We start from the raw sequence: 15,944 nt of genomic DNA, 5'->3' as shown, positions 1-15,944 counted from the left end.
GATCGGCTGACGGCACGTGCATCATGCCTTCCGCGAGCGCCTGCCCTTCGGTACGGTCCAGCCTTTCCACAAGAAAGCTGCCTATGCTGCCCGTCGCACGCCCCCTTCCGGTCCTCACGTCTTCTGCCTGCGCTTCCGCCTCTGCTGTGGCCTCTCCCACGGACGCCCGCCGAGGGCGCGCGGAGACCCCGACGCGGAGCCTGTCGAGCCTGTCGAGCCCTCCCGGTCTGCCGAACCTGTCGAGCCGTCTCGCATCGCTGCGCTTGATGGACATGCCTCGTGTGCCGAGCGCAGCGTCTTGCGTGGCATCGCGCACACTTGCGCCCGCGGGGGCGCCGTCATCACTGCCTGTGGCAAGCCGCTCGGTGACGCGGCCTCTCCTCGCTGCGATGCCCGCCGCACGCGGCGACAGGCCAGACACGCGCGCGCCGTCCGCACGCACGGCCGCACCCGAGTCCAAGCGCGTTGCTGCCGCTGCCACAGATGACATGGCGGCGGTCCCTTCCGCCAAGCGTGCGCGCCTGCACACTCCGCAGTCGGTTGCGCTCGCCAAGCGCCTCGCCCGGCCGGCCGAGTGGGACCCTGAGGACGGTGCGGAACAAGGCATCTCCACCGTCCGCGACGCCGGCGCACCCGTTGTGCGCATCGGGAGCCTGGCACCCGAGCGGTCCGAAGACGACGGGGAAGGCCCTGTCGAAGCAGGCACGCAGCGGTCCGACGTAGAAGCCGGCGCCGGCTTGGCCGTCCATGCGGAGCACGGGCAGTACATCCGGGTCGCAGCCCGGGAGGGCATCTGCGCACTGGCAGCCGAGCAGGACGCAGGGATGATGGTCGCCACTGCCGCCGACAACGTACAAGGCGTCTTCTCCGCGGGCTTCGCCTGCTGTGTGGCGGTGGTGTGTCGTGCCGACGGGTGCGTCGGGCTCGAACACACGTCGGACGCGAGCGCTGCCAACCTTCGACGAGCGATCGATGATTTCAGCACCGACCAGGAGGTCAATGGGCGCCCGTTCACCACGCGCCTGGGCTACACCGAAGAAGGCTTCCGTTCATTGCTGCGATGCGAAGTCGAACACATGGGGTTCGCGCCCTTCTGCGAATACTACGGGCAGCGGGCGAGCGCCGACAGCGCCCAGGCGCGCGCAGCGGTCATCGAACGGATCATTGCGAAGAACACCGCAGCAGCCCGTGCCGGGGCGGCCGCGGTCGGTATCGAAGCCTTCGAGATGTCGTCCTCTGCCATCTTCGTCAGCCTGGCCGGCGAGATCGACACGTTCGATGACCTTCCTTCGGAGGACGTCGATGACCTCGGCTACGAGTCCTTGTGACGCATCGTGGCTCCCGCGCCGACGTGGCGGGCCGCACTCCAGGGACCCTGCTGGCTGACGGCACGCGCGTCGCGCCTTTCGAACGCGAAATCCTTTGGGTACCTTTCAGCCTTTTCACAAGAAAGCGCATTCATGTCGCCCATCGGACGCATCTCGCCGCCCGGCACCGCTGCCGTCACCATACCGCCCGCTCCGCCGCCTTCGCCAGAAGAGGCCTACGCGGAACTCGCCGCGCCCACCGCGCTGCGGCTATTGGTACTTTCGAACCTTGCGGCTCGCGCAAGCGCGCCGAGCGCCCTGAGCTCGTCGAGCCCGCCCAGCCCATCCTTTGCACGATTTTTCTCCGCCCCGCCCTCACCCTTGCAGGCGCCTGCGGACGCGATGTCTGCGCGGCGGCTGCAAGACCGCGTGGCGACGCTGCCAGACCTCGATGCGCTTCACCGGGGACGCGACGACGCATCCGGACCACACGGGCGCCGGCGATCCGCTGGGACCTTGGCACACGGCGCCCTACCGGCGGCTGCGGAATTCGCTTCCAAGCGTAGGTCGCAGTCCACCTGGGAAACCGCCTGGGAGGCAGCCGCACCAGCGTTCGACGACGACTGGTCGACTCGCTTCCCGGCCCGTCCACGCATGAGCGACCCGCTGCCGGTTGCCGGCGCCGTTCTCCCGGAGCCGGAAGCGTCGCGAAGCGTCGAGTTCGACTCGCCGGCCGGCCGCGCCGTCAGCGATGCCGAAGTCGCAAGCGACGCCGGCTCCGACATAGGATTCCACGTCGGGTTCGACAGCAAGCGCCAGCCCAAGGCCTTCGCAGGCGCGACGCAGCTGGACGTGGCCGACGGCTTCGGCGACTACTCCGGCGACGACGGGTCGGACCATGGTCAGCGCATCTGCGTCGATGCGCTGGACGGTGCGCACGCACTGATGGCCGAGCAGGGCCAGGGCCTGGTGATGGTCACTGCCGCCGACCGCGTGGCGGGCGCTTTCTCGCTGGGCTTCGCCGACTCCCTGATGCTGGTGTGCCATGCGCCGGGCTGCGTCGGGCTCGCGCAGGTTTGCGGCGCCGATCCCGAGCTCGCGACGTCTCTGCAGGCGGCCATCGGGGTCTTCCGGGACACCGTGGGGGCTGCCGCCGTCACCGTGCGCCTGGGTTACGGCGTCGAAGGCATGCGGCGGGCACTGCTGTCCAAGCTGGAACATCAGGACTTCGCCGCCTTCTGTGCCGACCACGACCTGCCGCCCCAGAAGGAGACGCCGCAAGCACGCCAGGGCGCGCTCGAGCAGCTCCTGAGCCAGCACACCGAGACCGCCATCGCCACGGCGATCGTGCTCGACATCGAGCCCTTCGTCATGGCGACATCCGCCGTGTTCGTCAGCCTGGACGGTGAGATCGACACGTTCGAAGACCTGACCCCCGAGCAGGCGGGCAACATCCACTACGACCTGGCGTGAGGCAGCCCTGCGCCGCCGCTTCTGCGGCGCGCTGCCCCTGCTCCAGACGCTCGGCGTGCGCTGTCGATGCTGCGCAGCGCATGTGACGAAGCGCGCCGCCGGCCGCGCTTCGAGCTTCCGGCCTTCAGTGCGTCAGCTGCGCCCACACCTTGTCCAGGCGCTTGGCGCTCACCGGCTGCGGCGTACGCAACTCCTGCGCGAACAAGCTCACGCGCAGTTCCTCCAGCAGCCATCGGAACTCCTGCATGCGGGTGTCCACCGCGCCCTTGCGCTCGGCCACCAGCCGCCAGTAGCGCTGCTCCTGCGGCTTGAATTCGGCCAGTCGGGCGGCATCGCGCGCGGGGTCGGCGCGCACCTTGTCCAGACGCAGCACGATGGCCCTGAGGTAGCGGGGCAGGTGCTGCAGGGCCGCCCAGGGCGTCTCTGCCAGGAAACGCTGGGGCATGAGGCGCTGCAGCTGCAGCGAGGCGTCCTGCGAGGCTTCGGCCGCCTGCTTGGTGTCCTTGATCTTGCGTAGCGCCGCCGCGTACTCGGTGAGGATGGTCGCTGCCAGGCGCGCCACTTCGTTGGCGATCAGGGTCAGTCGCCCTCGCCCTTCGTCGAGCCGTCGCTTGAAGGCCTCCGCGTCCGCGGGCAGCGGATCGAGCAGGAAGGCCCGCTCGAGCGCCACATCGATGATCTGGCCGCGTAGCTCCTCGAGCGTTCCGAGCGGCATGAATGCGACAGCCATCTTCTGCAGCTCGGGAATGTTCTTTTCCAGGTACTTCAACGCGTCGCGAATCTGCAGCGCGAAGAGGCGGCGCAGGCCGGCGCGGTGGCGGGCGGCCGCGACCTCCGGCTCGTCGAAGACCTCGATGCGCACGGCATCGCCCTGGTCCATCAGCGCCGGAAAGCCGATCAGGCTGGTGCCGCCCTTGCGAATTTCCATGAGCTCGGGCAGTTCGCCGAAATCCCAGGCGGTGTGCCGCTGGGCCGCGTCCGGCGCCGGGCCGGCCGCAGCAAGCTGCGATGCGCTTCGGGCCAGCGAAGGCGCCGGCACGGCAATGGCGTCGCGGGTGGGCGCAGCGGCCGGAGCCTTGAGGCTCGCGAGCGCCTGGAACGCCCCGCGCGCCTTGGCCCCGAACTCGGCCTTGAGAGCGCCGAGGTTGCGCCCCATGCCCAGCTGCCGGCCGTGCTCGTCGGTCACCCGGATGTTCATGAACAGGTGCGCCGGCACCATGTCGAGCTTGAAATCGGTGCGCTTGACGTCGAGGCTGGTGGCGTCCCGCACGCGCTTGAGGAGCGCCTCGGTAAGTCTGCCCTGGCCGAACACCTCGGGGCTGGTCAGCTCGCCGGCCAGCCGCGCCGCCGATTCGGGCAGCGGCACGAAGCGTGAGCGGGGCTTTTGCGGCAGGCTCTTGAGCAGCGCCTGGATCTTGTCCTTGAGCATGCCCGGCACCAGCCACTCGCAACGCTCCTCGCTCACCTGGTTCAGCACGAACAGCGGCACCGTCACGGTGAGCCCGTCGCGCGCATCGCCCGGCTCGTGCAGGAACGCGGTGGTGCAGTCCACCCCGCCCAGGCGGACGGTGCGCGGGAAGGCGTCGGTGGTGATGCCGGCGGCCTCGTGACGCATCAGCTCCTCGCGCGTGAGCTTGAGCAGCTGCGGATGCTTGCGGCTCTCGTTGCGGTACCAGCCCTCGAAGGTGGAGCCGCTGTAGACGTCCGGCGGGATCTGCTGGTCGTAGAAGGCGAAGATCAGCTCGGGATCGACGAGCACGTCCTGGCGGCGCGACTTGTGTTCGAGCTCCTCGACCTGCCGCACCAGCTTGCGGTTGGCCGCAAGGAAGGGAAGCTGCGTGTCCCACTGCCCCTCCACCAGCGCCTCGCGGATGAACATCTCGCGTGCGCCCTGCTGGTCGGCGCGCGCATACGGTACGCGCCGGCCGCTGTACACCACCAGGCCGTAGAGCGTGGCGCGTTCCAGCGCGATCACCTCGGCGCCCTTTTTCTCCCAGTGCGGATCGAGCAGCTGCTTCTTCAGCAGGTGTCCGGCGACCTGCTCGATCCACTGGGGCTCGATGGCCGCGATGCCGCGCCCGAACAGGCGCGTGGTCTCCACCAGTTCGGCGCAGACGATCCAGCGGCCGGGGCGTTTCTTGAGATGCGCCCCCGGGTGGCGGTGGAACTTGATGCCGCGCGCACCGAGAAAGACTTCCTCCTCCTCCATCTTCCAGCCGATGTTGCCGAGCAGGCCCGCGAGCATCGACTTGTGCAGCGCCTCGTAGCCGGCGGGTTCGGTGTTCAGGCGCCACTTGTGCTCGGTGACCACCGTGAGCAGCTGGCTGTGGATGTCGCGCCACTCGCGCACCCGCCGCACGTTGATGAAGTTCTGGCGCAGCAGCTGCTCGTACTGGCGGTTGCTCAGCTTGTGCGCGGCGCCGTGGCCGCCGCGGGCCTCGTGGATCCAGTGCCACAGCGTGAGGTATCCGCTGAATTCGCTCTTCTCGTCCTTGAACTTGGCGTGCTGCTGGTCGGCCTGCGCCTGCAGCTCCATTGGCCGGTCGCGCACGTCCTGCACCGACAGCGCCGAGGCGACCACCAGCACTTCCTGCAAGGCGCCGCGTTCGCGCGCCTCCAGGATCATGCGGCCCACGCGCGGATCGAGCGGCAGCCTGGCCAGCTCACCGCCCATGGGCGTGAGCTCGTTGGCGTCGTCCACGGCGCCGAGTTCGCCGAGCAGCTGGTAGCCGTCGGTGATGGCGCGCCGCTGTGGCGCCTCCAGGAACGGAAAATCCTCCACCGCGCCGAGGCGCAGCGCCTTCATGCGCAGGATCACGCCCGCGAGGGACGATCGCAGGATCTCGGAATCGGAAAAACGCGGCCGGCTGGCGAAGTCCTTCTCGTCGTAGAGGCGGATGCAGATGCCGTTGGCGACGCGGCCACAGCGTCCCGCACGCTGGTTGGCGGCGGCCTGGCTGATCGGCTCGACCAGCAACTGCTCCACCTTGCTGCGAAAGCTGTAGCGCTTGACGCGCGCCGTGCCGCTGTCGATGACGTAGCGTATGCCCGGTACGGTGAGCGAGGTCTCGGCGACGTTCGTGGCGAGCACGATGCGCCGGCCGTGGTGCGACTCGAAAATGCGCTCCTGCTCGGCCTGCGACAGCCGAGCGAACAGCGGCAGCACCTCGGCGCCGCGCGTGAGCGGGCTGTGCGCGAGGTGGCCGCGCAGGTGGTCGGCGGCCTCGCGGATCTCGCGCTCGCCGGGCAGGAAGACCAGGATGTCGCCGCCAGCTGGCGGCGTCCGGCTCGCGCGCGGCGCCTCGCCTTCGCCGGCCGCCGAACTGGCGGCGTCGGCTCGCGCAGGCTGCGATGTGCCCTGCCACAGCTCGTCCACGGCCTCGGCGATGGCTTCGTTCAGGCCGAAGTCGCGCGACTCCTCGAACGGCCGCCAGCGCTGCTCCACGGGAAAAGTGCGACCGGACACGTAGATGACCGGCGCCGGCCCCTGGGCCGAGGCGAAGTGCTGCGCGAAGCGTTCGGCGTCGATGGTGGCCGAGGTCACCACGATCTTCAGGTCGGGGCGGCGCGGCAGGAGCTGGCGTAGATACCCCAGCAGGAAGTCGATGTTGAGGCTGCGCTCGTGCGCCTCGTCGATGATCAGCGTGTCGTACGCCGCCAGCAGCGGATCGGTCTGTGTCTCGGCGAGCAGGATGCCGTCGGTCATGAGCTTGACCGAGGCCTCGCGCGAGAGCCGGTCCTGGAAGCGCACCTTGTAGCCGACGACCTCGCCCAGCGGCGTCTGCAGTTCCTCGGCGATGCGCTTGGCCACGCTGCTGGCCGCGATGCGCCGCGGCTGGGTGTGGCCGATCAGCCGGCCGCGCTCGCCCGGTCGGGCGTTCAGGCGTCCGCGCCCCATGGCCAGGGCGATCTTGGGCAGCTGGGTGGTCTTGCCCGAGCCTGTCTCGCCGCAGACGATGACCACCTGGTGCGCCGCCATGGCGGCGGCGATCTCGTCGCGCCGGGCGGATACGGGCAGCGATTCGGGAAAGCTGATGCGAAGTTCTGGCAAGGCGGCGCGGGTCAAAGCCCTCGATTATCGGATGCGCCGGCGCGCGCCTGACGCTGCCGTACACTTTCCCGTCCAGTCCACCCCGCGCCGATGTCCACCGTTTTCAACTTCACTTTCGTGCCCTGGTTCCGCTCGGTGGCGCCGTACATCCACATGCACCGGGGCAAGACCTTCGTGGTGGGGCTCGCGGGCGAAGCGATCGCCGCCGGCAAGCTGCAGCACATCGCGCAGGACCTGGCCCTGATCCAGAGCATGGGCGTGAAGATCGTGCTCGTGCACGGGTTTCGGCCTCAGGTCAACGAGCAGCTGCGCCTGAAGAACCATCCGGCGCGCTACTCGCACGGCATCCGCATCACCGACGAACTGGCCCTCGACTGCGCCCAGGAAGCGGCCGGCCAGCTGCGCTACGAGATCGAGGCGGCCTTCAGCCAGGGGCTGCCCAACACGCCCATGGCCGGCTCCACCGTGCGCGTGATCTCGGGCAACTTCATCACCGCGCGGCCGGTGGGCGTGGTGGACGGCGTCGATTTCCAGCATTCGGGCGTGGTGCGCAAGGTGGACGTGGCGGGCATCGCCCGCACGCTCGATTTCGGCTCCATGGTGCTCATCTCGCCCTTCGGCTTCTCGCCCACCGGCGAGGCGTTCAACCTCACCATGGAGGAAGTCGCCACCAGCGTGGCCATCGCGCTTCAGGCGGACAAGCTGCTCTTCCTGACCGAGGTGCCGGGTATCCGCACGCGTCCTGGTGAACCCGACGCCGAGGACAACCCGATCGATACCGAGCTGCCCCTGGCCACGGCCGAACAGATCCTGGCGCAGCTGCCCTCACCGCAGCGGCCCACCGACGTCGGCTTCTATCTGCAGCACTGCGTGAAGGCCTGCAAGGAAGGCGTGGAGCGCAGCCATATCCTGCCCTTTGCCGTCGATGGCTCGCTGCTGCTCGAGATCTACGTGCACGACGGCATCGGCACCATGGTCATCGACGAGAAGCTCGAGGAGTTGCGCGAGGCCACGCCCGACGACGTGGGCGGCATCCTGCAGCTGATCGAGCCGTTCGAGCGCGACGGCACGCTGGTCAAGCGCAGCCGCACCGAGATCGAGCGGGACGTCGCCAACTACACCATCATCGAGCACGACGGCGTGATCTTCGCCTGCGCTGCGCTCTACCCCTATCCCGAGGCGCGTACCGGCGAGATGGCGGCGCTCACCGTGTCGCCGCAGAGCCAGGGCCAGGGCGACGGCGAAAAGGTCCTCAAGCGGGTCGAGCAGCGCGCGCGGGCCATGGGCCTGGACAGCATCTTCGTGCTGACCACCCGCACCAAGCACTGGTTCGTCAAGCGCGGCTTCGTGCAGGTCGATCCCGACTGGCTGCCCGAAGCGCGCAAGCGCAAGTACAACTGGGACCGCCGCAGCCTCGTGCTGGTGAAGAAGCTCGCCTGATTGCGGCGCCCCGCACGCCGCACGATGCGGCGGGCGTCGCATCGACCGCGCGCGACCACGCGACCGCAGGTCACGCGGGTGATCTTCTGCTGCGCCGCGGCTCGAGCTGATCGCCGTGCTGGGCCTGGCGCATGCGTCGCACGCGCCGGGCAGGCAGCCGGGTCATCGGCCCCTTCCGGCCAGCCCGCGTGTGCGCTTTTCGTGCACCCGGGCGTGTCCTACAGCGCTCAGGATTCACTCCGACAGCCAAGCCCTGCGCCCATGGCCACCATGCCGCGAGAAAGGTGGCTCCCATGACGGTCCCGACCCGCGAGGTACGCATCCCCATCGATGCCGGCACGCTGCAGGGCGACCTGTTCCTGCCGGACGGTTCCCATGCTCTTGTCGTGTTCGTCAACGGCCGCGGCACGGGCCGCCACAGCGTGGACGACCGCACGGTGGCGACGCAGCTGCATCGCGCAGGCATCGCTTCGCTCGCCGTCGATCTCCTCACGGCGCACGAGCAGCAGTCCACGGCACGCGCAAGCCGTCACGCGGGCGACCCGGCCCTGCTGACCCACCGCCTGCTGGAGGTCGTCCAGTGGGTCGGCGGCGATGCGAGCCTCAAGCGCGCGGCGCTCGGCCTGTGCGGCGTCGCCGATGGCGGCGTCGCGGCGATGATCGCCGCGGCACGCCTGGGGGGCGTGGTGCAGGCCGTGGTGTCGGTGGGCGGACGCCCCGACGCGGCCGGCCCCGCGGTGCTGACCGCGATCAAGGCGCCGACGCTGCTGCTGGTGGGCAGCCGCGACACGGAGAACCTCGCGCGCAACGACTCGGCCTATCAGCACCTGCGCGGCGAACGCAGCCTGGCCGTCGTACCGGGGGGCGGTCCGCTGCTCGAGGAGCACGGCGTGCTCGCGCATGCCGGCGAGATGGCGGCGGCCTGGTTCGAGTTCCACCTGAGCGCCGTGGAGGCGTTCGCATGAGCCCGGGCAGCGTGTGCGGCCTCACCCGCATCCGGAGACGCCGATGAGTCTCGATGCCCGCCTGCCCCTGCGGGACCGCAAGCAAGCCGGCGAGTTGCTGGCGGCCGAGCTGGATTGCCTGCGCGAGAGGCCCGACCTGCTGGTGCTCGGGCTGCCGCGCGGCGGCGTCCCCGTGGCGTTCGAGATCGCGCGGGCGCTGCACGCGCCTCTGGACGTGTTCGTGGTGCGCAAGATCGGGCTGCCGAGCCATCCCGAGTACGCCGTCGGCGCCATCGCTTCCGGAGGCGTGCAGGTGATGGACCGCGTGCCGGCACGGCTGGCGCGCCCGGCGGACCTGCACGCGGTAGTCGAGCGCGAAAGCGAAGAGCTGCGCCGGCGCGAGCAGGCGTTCCGCCCCGGGCTGCCGCCGCTGGCATTGCACGGGCGCACGGTGTTGCTGGTCGATGACGGACTCGCCACGGGCGCGACCATGGAAGCAGCGGTGCGCGCCGTGCGGGCGCAGAACCCGTGCGAAGTGGCGGTGGCGGTGCCGGTGGGCTCGGCTGCGGCCAGCGCCCGGCTGCGGCCGCTGGTGGACCTGCTGGTGGTCGGCGCGCAGCCCGAACCTTTCAGCGCGGTCGGCATCTGGTATCGCAGCTTCCCGCAGTGCGGCGACGAGGAGGTGCAGGCACTGCTGCTGCAGGCCCGGCACGCCGACCTGATGGCCCACTGAGCGCGCCACGACTGCAGGCACCTCACGCACGGGAGAGCCGAACGGATGCAGACCGACGTCTTGCAGGGCAGCGCGCTGCGCGATCACCTGAAGCCCCTGTCGAACGCCCGGGCCGAGGATGAACTCCTGGACTTCATCGCCCAGGGGCGCATCGTGCTGCTCGGCGAAGCGAGCCACGGAACGCACGAGTTCTATGCGCTGCGGGCCCACCTCACCCGGCGCCTGATCGCCGAGCGCGGCTACACCGCCGTCATCGCCGAGGCGGACTGGCCCGACGCATGGCGGCTCAACACCTATGTGCGCGGCCTCGGCGACGACCCGAGCGCCGACCTCGCGCTGGACGGCTTCCGGCGCTTCCCGACCTGGATGTGGCGCAACACGGTGGTGCGAGACTTCGTGCAGTGGCTGCGCACGCACAACGACGGACAGCCGAAGCGGCAGCAGGCGGGCTTCTACGGCATGGACATGTACAGCCTCTACGGCTCGATCGAGGCGGTGCTGAAGTACCTGGACCGCAACGACCCCGATGCCGCCCGGCGCGCCCGCGCCCGCTATGCCTGCTTCGACCACTACGGTGAAGACAGCCAGGCCTACGGCTACGCCGCCAGCGCCGGCCTGCAGCCGCACTGCGAAGAAGAAGTGATCGAGCAGCTGCGCGACCTCAACCGCCGTGCCGCCGGTTTCGGCAGCCACCCTGGCACGGAACGCGATCAGGCTTTCTACGCCCAGCAGAACGCCCGCCTGGTGCGCAACGCCGAGAAGTACTACCGCAGCATGTTCCACCGCGGTGTGTCCTCGTGGAACCTGCGCGACCAGCACATGATGGAAACCCTCCAGGCGCTGGAGCGGCACCTGGCCGACGCCGGCCCGCCCCTGAAGATGGTGGTGTGGGCCCACAACTCCCACCTGGGCGATGCCAGCGCCACCGAGATGGCCGAGCGCGGCGAATGGAACGTCGGGCAGCTCGCGCGCGAGCACTGGGGCAGCGAGGCCATGCTGGTGGGGTTTTCCACATACAACGGCACGGTGGCGGCGGCTTCGGCCTGGGATGCTCCGATGGAGCGCAAGCGGGTGCGCGACGGCCTGCCGGGGAGCTACGAGGAGCTGTTCCACCAGACAGGCGAGGAGCGATTCTGGCTGCCCCTGCGTGGAAACGCGCCGCTGCGGCAGCTGCTGCAAGGCCCGCGCCTGCAGCGGGCGATCGGGGTCATCTACATGCCCCGCACCGAGCGCCTGAGCCACTATTTCGATTCACGCCTGCCCGACCAGTTCGACGCCATGATCCACATCGACCGTACCGAGGCGGTGCAGCCGCTGGACGACAGCGGCCAAGTGCCGCCGGACGACCGCTCGCCGGAAACCTACCCGTCGGGGCTGTAGCGAAACTGCGGGTCTATCGCGCCGGAGTGCGGCGGCGCAGGGCGCCGGCCAACACCAGCAGGAACACCAGCGCGAAGAACACGAACCACAGGAACGACCAGTTGGCGATCGATCCTCCCAGGAAGGTCCAGTCGATCGCGGTGCAGTCGCCGCTGCCGCGGAAGATCATGGGGATGGCGCGGCGCAGCGGGAAGGTCTCGATCATTCCGTAGAAGTCGCGCCCGCACGACGAGACCTCGGGCGGATACCACTGCAGCCAGCTCTGGCGCGCCGCAGTGAAGGCACCGAAGCCGGCGGCGAGCAGACCCAGCGCGCTGCCGGCGACCTGCCCAGCGCGAGCGCGCGAAAAGGCGGTGAGCCCGGCGACCAGGGCCACCGCCACCAGCGCATACCGCTGCACGATGCACATGGGACAGGGCTCCAGGCCCACCACATGCTGCAGATACAGCCCGAACACCAGCAGGCCCACAGCCGTCGCACACACCAGCGCCAGCACCCGCCGCGGGGCCGCCTGCATCACGTTGAAAATCACTGCGTCACGCTCCTGAAGGATGACGGGCGCACCCCCTCAGGCAGCGCCCTCCACGAACACCCGGGCCCGGCGGGGCGTGACGACCAGCGTCTCGCCCTCACGGAATCCGGCATCCCTGAATTGTTGCGCAGGAATCTGCGCCTCGATCAGCGGGTCCTGTCCGTCCTGGGTCTGCGCGTCGCCGACGGGCATGAGTTCGAGCCGCGCGATGGGCCCGACGACGATGGCGCGCTCCAGCTGCACCACGATGCCGCCGCCCTCCCCCGCCGTCGCGCCGCCGGGCGCGTAGCGGCGCACGTCGAGGTCGTGCGGCCGCACGTAGGCCATGGCTTTGGCGCCGTCGGCGTGCGCGTGTTCGGGCGCCGGAAAACGCAGGCCTTCGAGATGCACCTCGCCGCGGTGGGCGCGGCCGTGGAACATGTTGACGTCTCCGAGGAAGCCGTAGACGAAGGGGCTGGCGGGGTGGTCCCAGACCTCCTGCGGCGATCCGACCTGCTCGACGGCGCCTGCGTTCATCAGGACCACGCGGTCGGCGACTTCGAGCGCTTCCTCCTGGTCGTGCGTGACGAAGATGCTGGTCACGTGCAGCTCGTCGTGCAGGCGGCGCAGCCAACGACGCAGCTCCTTGCGCACCTTGGCGTCGAGGGCGCCGAAGGGCTCGTCGAGCAGCAGCACGCGCGGCTCCACCGCCAGCGCACGGGCCAGCGCGATGCGCTGGCGCTGCCCGCCGGAGAGTTGCGCCGGGAAGCGGTCGGCCAGCCAGTCGAGCTGCACCAGCCCGAGCAGCTCGTGCACCTTGGCCTTGATCTGGGCTTCGCTCGGGCGCTGCGACCGGGGCCGCACGCGCAGGCCGAAGGCGACGTTTTCGAACACGGTCATGTGCCGGAACAGCGCGTAGTGCTGGAACACGAACCCGACGTTGCGCTCGCGGACATGCACGTCGGTGGTGTCCTCGCCGCTGAAGAAGATGCTGCCGGCGTCGGCCGACTCGAGGCCCGCGATGATGCGCAGCAGCGTGGTCTTGCCGCAGCCGGAAGGACCGAGCAGGGCGACCAGCTCGCCCGAATCGACGTGCAGCGACACGTCGCGCAGGGCCTTGAAGTCGCCGAAGCGTTTGCTGATGTTGCGGATCTCGATGCTCATGACGGGAGGGCTCGCGAAAAGTTCTGGGGGCCGGCGACGCGGGCTGCCGCGGGCGGCTGCTCGGGCGGGAGTTCGGCGGCGACACGCATGTCGCGCTCGTGTTTCCACTCGGCGACGGTCTTGATGACCAGGGTGACCACCGCCAGCAGTGCCAGCAGGGATGCGACGGCGAACGCCGCGACGGACTGGTACTCGTTGTAGAGGATCTCGACGTGCAGCGGCATGGTGTTGGTCTGCCCCCGGATGTGGCCGGAGACGACCGACACGGCGCCGAACTCGCCCATGGCGCGGGCGTTGCACAGGATCACCCCATACAGCAGGCCCCACTTGATGTTGGGCACGGTCACGCGCCAGAAGGTCTGCCAGCCGGTCGCGCCGAGCACGATCGCCGCCTGCTCCTCCTCGTTGCCCTGCGCCTGCATCAGCGGAATCAGCTCGCGCGCGATGAAAGGGAAGGTCACGAAAATGGTGGCCAGCACGATGCCGGGCACGGCGAAGACGATCTTGATGCCCTGGGCCTCGAGCCAGGGACCCAGCCAGCCCTGCGCCCCGAACACCAGGACGTACATCAGGCCCGCGACCACGGGCGAAACCGAGAACGGCAGATCGACCAGGGTCGTGAGGAAGGCCTTGCCCCGGAACTCGTACTTGGCGATGCACCAGGCGGCCGCGACGCCGAACACGAGGTTCAGCGGCACGGCGATGGCGGCCGTGATCAGCGTGAGACGGATGGCGGACCAGGCGTCCGGCTCGCGCAAGCCCTCCAGGTAGGCGCCGAAGCCCTTGCGCAGCGCCTCGGCGAACACCGCGGCGAGCGGCAGCACGAGGAACAGCAGCAGGAAGGCCAGCGCGATGCCGGTGAGGGTCCAGCGGACCCACGGCGCTTCGGTGGTGCTGATGCGGTGTTGCTGGCCTGACATCAGCCGCCTCCCGAGCGTTTGCGCTGCCAGGCCTGCAGCGAGTTGATGACCAGCAGCATGGCGAAGGACGCGAGCAGCATCACCACGGCCACGGCAGTGGCGCCGGCGACGTCGTACTGCTCGAGCTTGCCGATGATGATGAGGGGCACGATCTCGGAAACCATGGGCATGTTGCCCGCGATGAAGATGACCGATCCGTATTCGCCGATGGCCCGCGCGAACGCCATGGCGAAGCCCGTCATGAGCGCCGGCAGCACCGCCGGCAGGATGACGCGGCTGAAGGTCTGCCATCGCGTGGCCCCCAGCGACATGGCGGCCTCTTCCAGTTCGCGCTCGGTGTCCTCGAGCACCGGCTGCACCGTGCGCACCACGAAAGGCAGGCCGATGAAGATCAGCGCGATCACCACACCGTTGCGGTTGAACGCAAGCTGGATGCCGAGCGGCTCCAGGACCTGGCCGATCCAGCCGTTGCCGGCCAGAAGCGCCGTGAGCGCGATGCCGGCGACGGCCGTCGGCAGGGCGAAGGGCAGATCGACCAGGGCATCGACGATGCGTTTGCCGGGGAAGGTGTAGCGCACCAGCACCCAGGCCACCAGCAGGCCGAACACCACGTTCACCACCGCGGCGACGAAGGACGCGCCGAAGGTGAGGCGGTAGGCAGCGAGCACCCGTGGCGAGCTGACGGCTGCGACGAACTGCTCCCAGGTGAGCGTGAAGCTCTTGAGCAGCAGCGCCGACAGCGGAATCAGCACGATGAGGCTGAGGTACAGCACGGTGTAGCCCAGCGTGAGGTTGAACCCGGGCAGCACGCGGCGCGTGCCACCGGGCCGGGAGGACAGCGCCGTCGCTGCGGGCAACGGCGCGACGACGGCGGAGTCGGTCATCGCAGGCGGCTTACTTGACGGTGTAGATCTTGTCGAACTGGCCGCCGTCGTTGAAGTGGACCTTCTGCGCCTCGGACAGCGAGCCGAACAGCTCCTGCACCGTGAACAGCTGGATCGGCTTGAAGGTGTCGGCGTGCTTCTTGAGCACCGCCTCGCTGCGCGGGCGGATGTTGTGCTTGGCGGCGATCTCCTGGCCCTGCTCGGAATAGAGGAAATTGAGGTAGTCACGCGCCAGCTCGCCGGTCCCCTTCTTGGCCACGGTACGCTCGACCACCGCTACCGGGTTTTCGGCCACGATGCTGATGGACGGATACACGACATCGACCTTGCCCTTGCCGAACTCGCGGTTGACCGACTCGACTTCGGACTCGAAGGTGACCAGCACGTCGCCGATGTTGCGCTGCAGGAAGGCCGTGGTCGCATCGCGTCCACCGCGGGCGAGGACCGGCACGTTCTTGTACAGCTTGCCGACGAACTCGGCGGCCTGTGCGTCGCTTGCGCCCTTCTTCTTGGCGTAGCCCCAGGCGGCGAGATAGGCGTAGCGGCCGTTGCCGCCGGTCTTGGGATTGACCACGATCACCTTCACGTCCGGCTTGGTCAGGTCGTCCCAGTCCTTGATGCCCTTGGGGTTGCCGTCGCGGGTGAGGAACAGCATGGTGCTGGTGGTCGGCGCCGCGTTGTGCGGAAAGCGCTTGGCCCAGTCCTTGGCGACCACGCCCTTGTCGGCGAGGAATTCGATATCGGTCGTGGTGTTCATGGTCACCACGTCGGCGTCCAGTCCGTCGGCCACGGCGCGGGCCTGGGCCGAGGAGCCGCCGTGGGCCTGATCGATCTTGACGTCCTTGCCGGTAGCCTTCTTGTAGTGGGGCACGAAGGCCGCGTTGATGTCCTTGTAGAACTCGCGCGCCACGTCGTAGGACGCGTTCAACAGGGACTGCTGGGCCGATGCGAGGCCGCTGGTGGCGAGCGCCAGGGCAGCAAGGAAGGTCTTGGTGCGAAGCTTCATGGTCTTGGTCTGGTGTTGGCGTCGGACCGAACGGTCCATCTACCTTGGATGCATAACGAGAGCAGCGATTGTGGTTCTCTGGTTATGAAAGACCAACGAACACTTCGTTGTTTGTTTATCGGAAGCCTGCA

Annotated in this window: 12 protein-coding genes; 6 read left to right on the top strand and 6 right to left on the bottom strand. The window is 69.1% G+C overall.

Annotated elements, in window-relative coordinates:
- Positions 1-83 precede the first annotated feature (83 nt).
- On the top strand, positions 84-1,328 hold the full coding sequence (locus WG922_RS08485) for a hypothetical protein (protein ID WP_340282051.1): 1,245 nt from the start codon (positions 84-86) through the stop codon (positions 1,326-1,328).
- Between the two features lie 633 nt (positions 1,329-1,961).
- Positions 1,962-2,780 carry a hypothetical protein gene (locus WG922_RS08480; RefSeq protein WP_340282049.1) on the top strand — a complete coding sequence of 273 codons (819 nt, stop codon included), beginning with the start codon at positions 1,962-1,964 and terminating at the stop codon, positions 2,778-2,780.
- A 124-nt stretch (positions 2,781-2,904) separates the two neighbouring features.
- Here the strand turns inward: WG922_RS08480 and hrpA are convergent, their stop codons facing one another.
- A complete protein-coding gene (gene hrpA / locus WG922_RS08475; protein WP_340282047.1) occupies positions 2,905-6,831 on the bottom strand; it encodes an ATP-dependent RNA helicase HrpA in 3,927 nt (1,308 codons plus the stop codon).
- Positions 6,832-6,921: 90 nt separating this feature from the next.
- Here hrpA and argA point away from each other — a divergent pair, with 90 nt between their 5' ends.
- The 4 genes from argA (at position 6,922) to WG922_RS08455 (ending at position 11,328) form a co-directional block, all read left to right on the top strand.
- A complete protein-coding gene (gene argA, locus WG922_RS08470) occupies positions 6,922-8,271 on the top strand; it encodes an amino-acid N-acetyltransferase (protein WP_340282045.1) in 1,350 nt (449 codons plus the stop codon).
- Positions 8,272-8,564: 293 nt separating this feature from the next.
- Complete coding sequence (locus tag WG922_RS08465; RefSeq protein ID WP_340282043.1) at positions 8,565-9,236, top strand: dienelactone hydrolase family protein; 672 nt, start codon at positions 8,565-8,567, stop codon at positions 9,234-9,236.
- 43 nt (positions 9,237-9,279) lie between these two features.
- Entirely contained in the window at positions 9,280-9,948 is a 669-nt protein-coding gene (locus WG922_RS08460; RefSeq protein ID WP_340282041.1) for a phosphoribosyltransferase, read from the top strand.
- A 45-nt stretch (positions 9,949-9,993) separates the two neighbouring features.
- Positions 9,994-11,328 (top strand): erythromycin esterase family protein, encoded by a 1,335-nt coding sequence (locus WG922_RS08455; protein ID WP_340282040.1) that lies wholly within the window; start codon positions 9,994-9,996, stop codon positions 11,326-11,328.
- A 13-nt stretch (positions 11,329-11,341) separates the two neighbouring features.
- On the opposite strand, the gene WG922_RS08450 is transcribed toward WG922_RS08455, so the two are convergent.
- The 5 genes from WG922_RS08450 to WG922_RS08430 are packed head-to-tail and all read right to left on the bottom strand — an operon-like array spanning position 11,342 to position 15,813.
- Positions 11,342-11,860 (bottom strand): disulfide bond formation protein B, encoded by a 519-nt coding sequence (locus tag WG922_RS08450; RefSeq protein ID WP_340282039.1) that lies wholly within the window; start codon positions 11,858-11,860, stop codon positions 11,342-11,344.
- A gap of 36 nt (positions 11,861-11,896) precedes the next feature.
- Complete coding sequence (locus tag WG922_RS08445) at positions 11,897-13,003, bottom strand: sulfate/molybdate ABC transporter ATP-binding protein (protein WP_340282038.1); 1,107 nt, start codon at positions 13,001-13,003, stop codon at positions 11,897-11,899.
- Entirely contained in the window at positions 13,000-13,923 is a 924-nt protein-coding gene (gene cysW / locus WG922_RS08440) for a sulfate ABC transporter permease subunit CysW (RefSeq protein ID WP_340282037.1), read from the bottom strand. The genes WG922_RS08445 and cysW overlap by 4 nt, the downstream gene beginning before the upstream one ends.
- Entirely contained in the window at positions 13,923-14,807 is an 885-nt protein-coding gene (gene cysT / locus WG922_RS08435; protein WP_340282035.1) for a sulfate ABC transporter permease subunit CysT, read from the bottom strand. The genes cysW and cysT overlap by 1 nt, the downstream gene beginning before the upstream one ends.
- A gap of 10 nt (positions 14,808-14,817) precedes the next feature.
- Positions 14,818-15,813, bottom strand: coding sequence for a sulfate ABC transporter substrate-binding protein (locus tag WG922_RS08430; protein ID WP_340282033.1), 996 nt, complete (start codon positions 15,811-15,813; stop codon positions 14,818-14,820).
- Between the last annotated feature and the right edge of the window lie 131 nt (positions 15,814-15,944).

The sequence above is a fragment of the Ramlibacter sp. AN1015 genome (genome assembly GCF_037726105.1).
GTDB lineage: Bacteria > Pseudomonadota > Gammaproteobacteria > Burkholderiales > Burkholderiaceae_C > Ramlibacter.
This window is presented reverse-complemented; position numbering and strand designations above follow the sequence as displayed.

Coding starts and splice junctions, on each gene's coding strand:
- cysT (WP_340282035.1), bottom strand. CDS start 14,807: ATGACCGACTCCGCCGTCGTCGCGCCGTTGCCCGCAGCGACGGCGCTG.
- WG922_RS08455 (WP_340282040.1), top strand. CDS start 9,994: ATGCAGACCGACGTCTTGCAGGGCAGCGCGCTGCGCGATCACCTGAAG.
- WG922_RS08430 (WP_340282033.1), bottom strand. CDS start 15,813: ATGAAGCTTCGCACCAAGACCTTCCTTGCTGCCCTGGCGCTCGCCACC.
- WG922_RS08445 (WP_340282038.1), bottom strand. CDS start 13,003: ATGAGCATCGAGATCCGCAACATCAGCAAACGCTTCGGCGACTTCAAG.
- WG922_RS08460 (WP_340282041.1), top strand. CDS start 9,280: ATGAGTCTCGATGCCCGCCTGCCCCTGCGGGACCGCAAGCAAGCCGGC.
- WG922_RS08485 (WP_340282051.1), top strand. CDS start 84: ATGCTGCCCGTCGCACGCCCCCTTCCGGTCCTCACGTCTTCTGCCTGC.
- cysW (WP_340282037.1), bottom strand. CDS start 13,923: ATGTCAGGCCAGCAACACCGCATCAGCACCACCGAAGCGCCGTGGGTC.
- WG922_RS08480 (WP_340282049.1), top strand. CDS start 1,962: ATGAGCGACCCGCTGCCGGTTGCCGGCGCCGTTCTCCCGGAGCCGGAA.
- WG922_RS08465 (WP_340282043.1), top strand. CDS start 8,565: ATGACGGTCCCGACCCGCGAGGTACGCATCCCCATCGATGCCGGCACG.
- argA (WP_340282045.1), top strand. CDS start 6,922: ATGTCCACCGTTTTCAACTTCACTTTCGTGCCCTGGTTCCGCTCGGTG.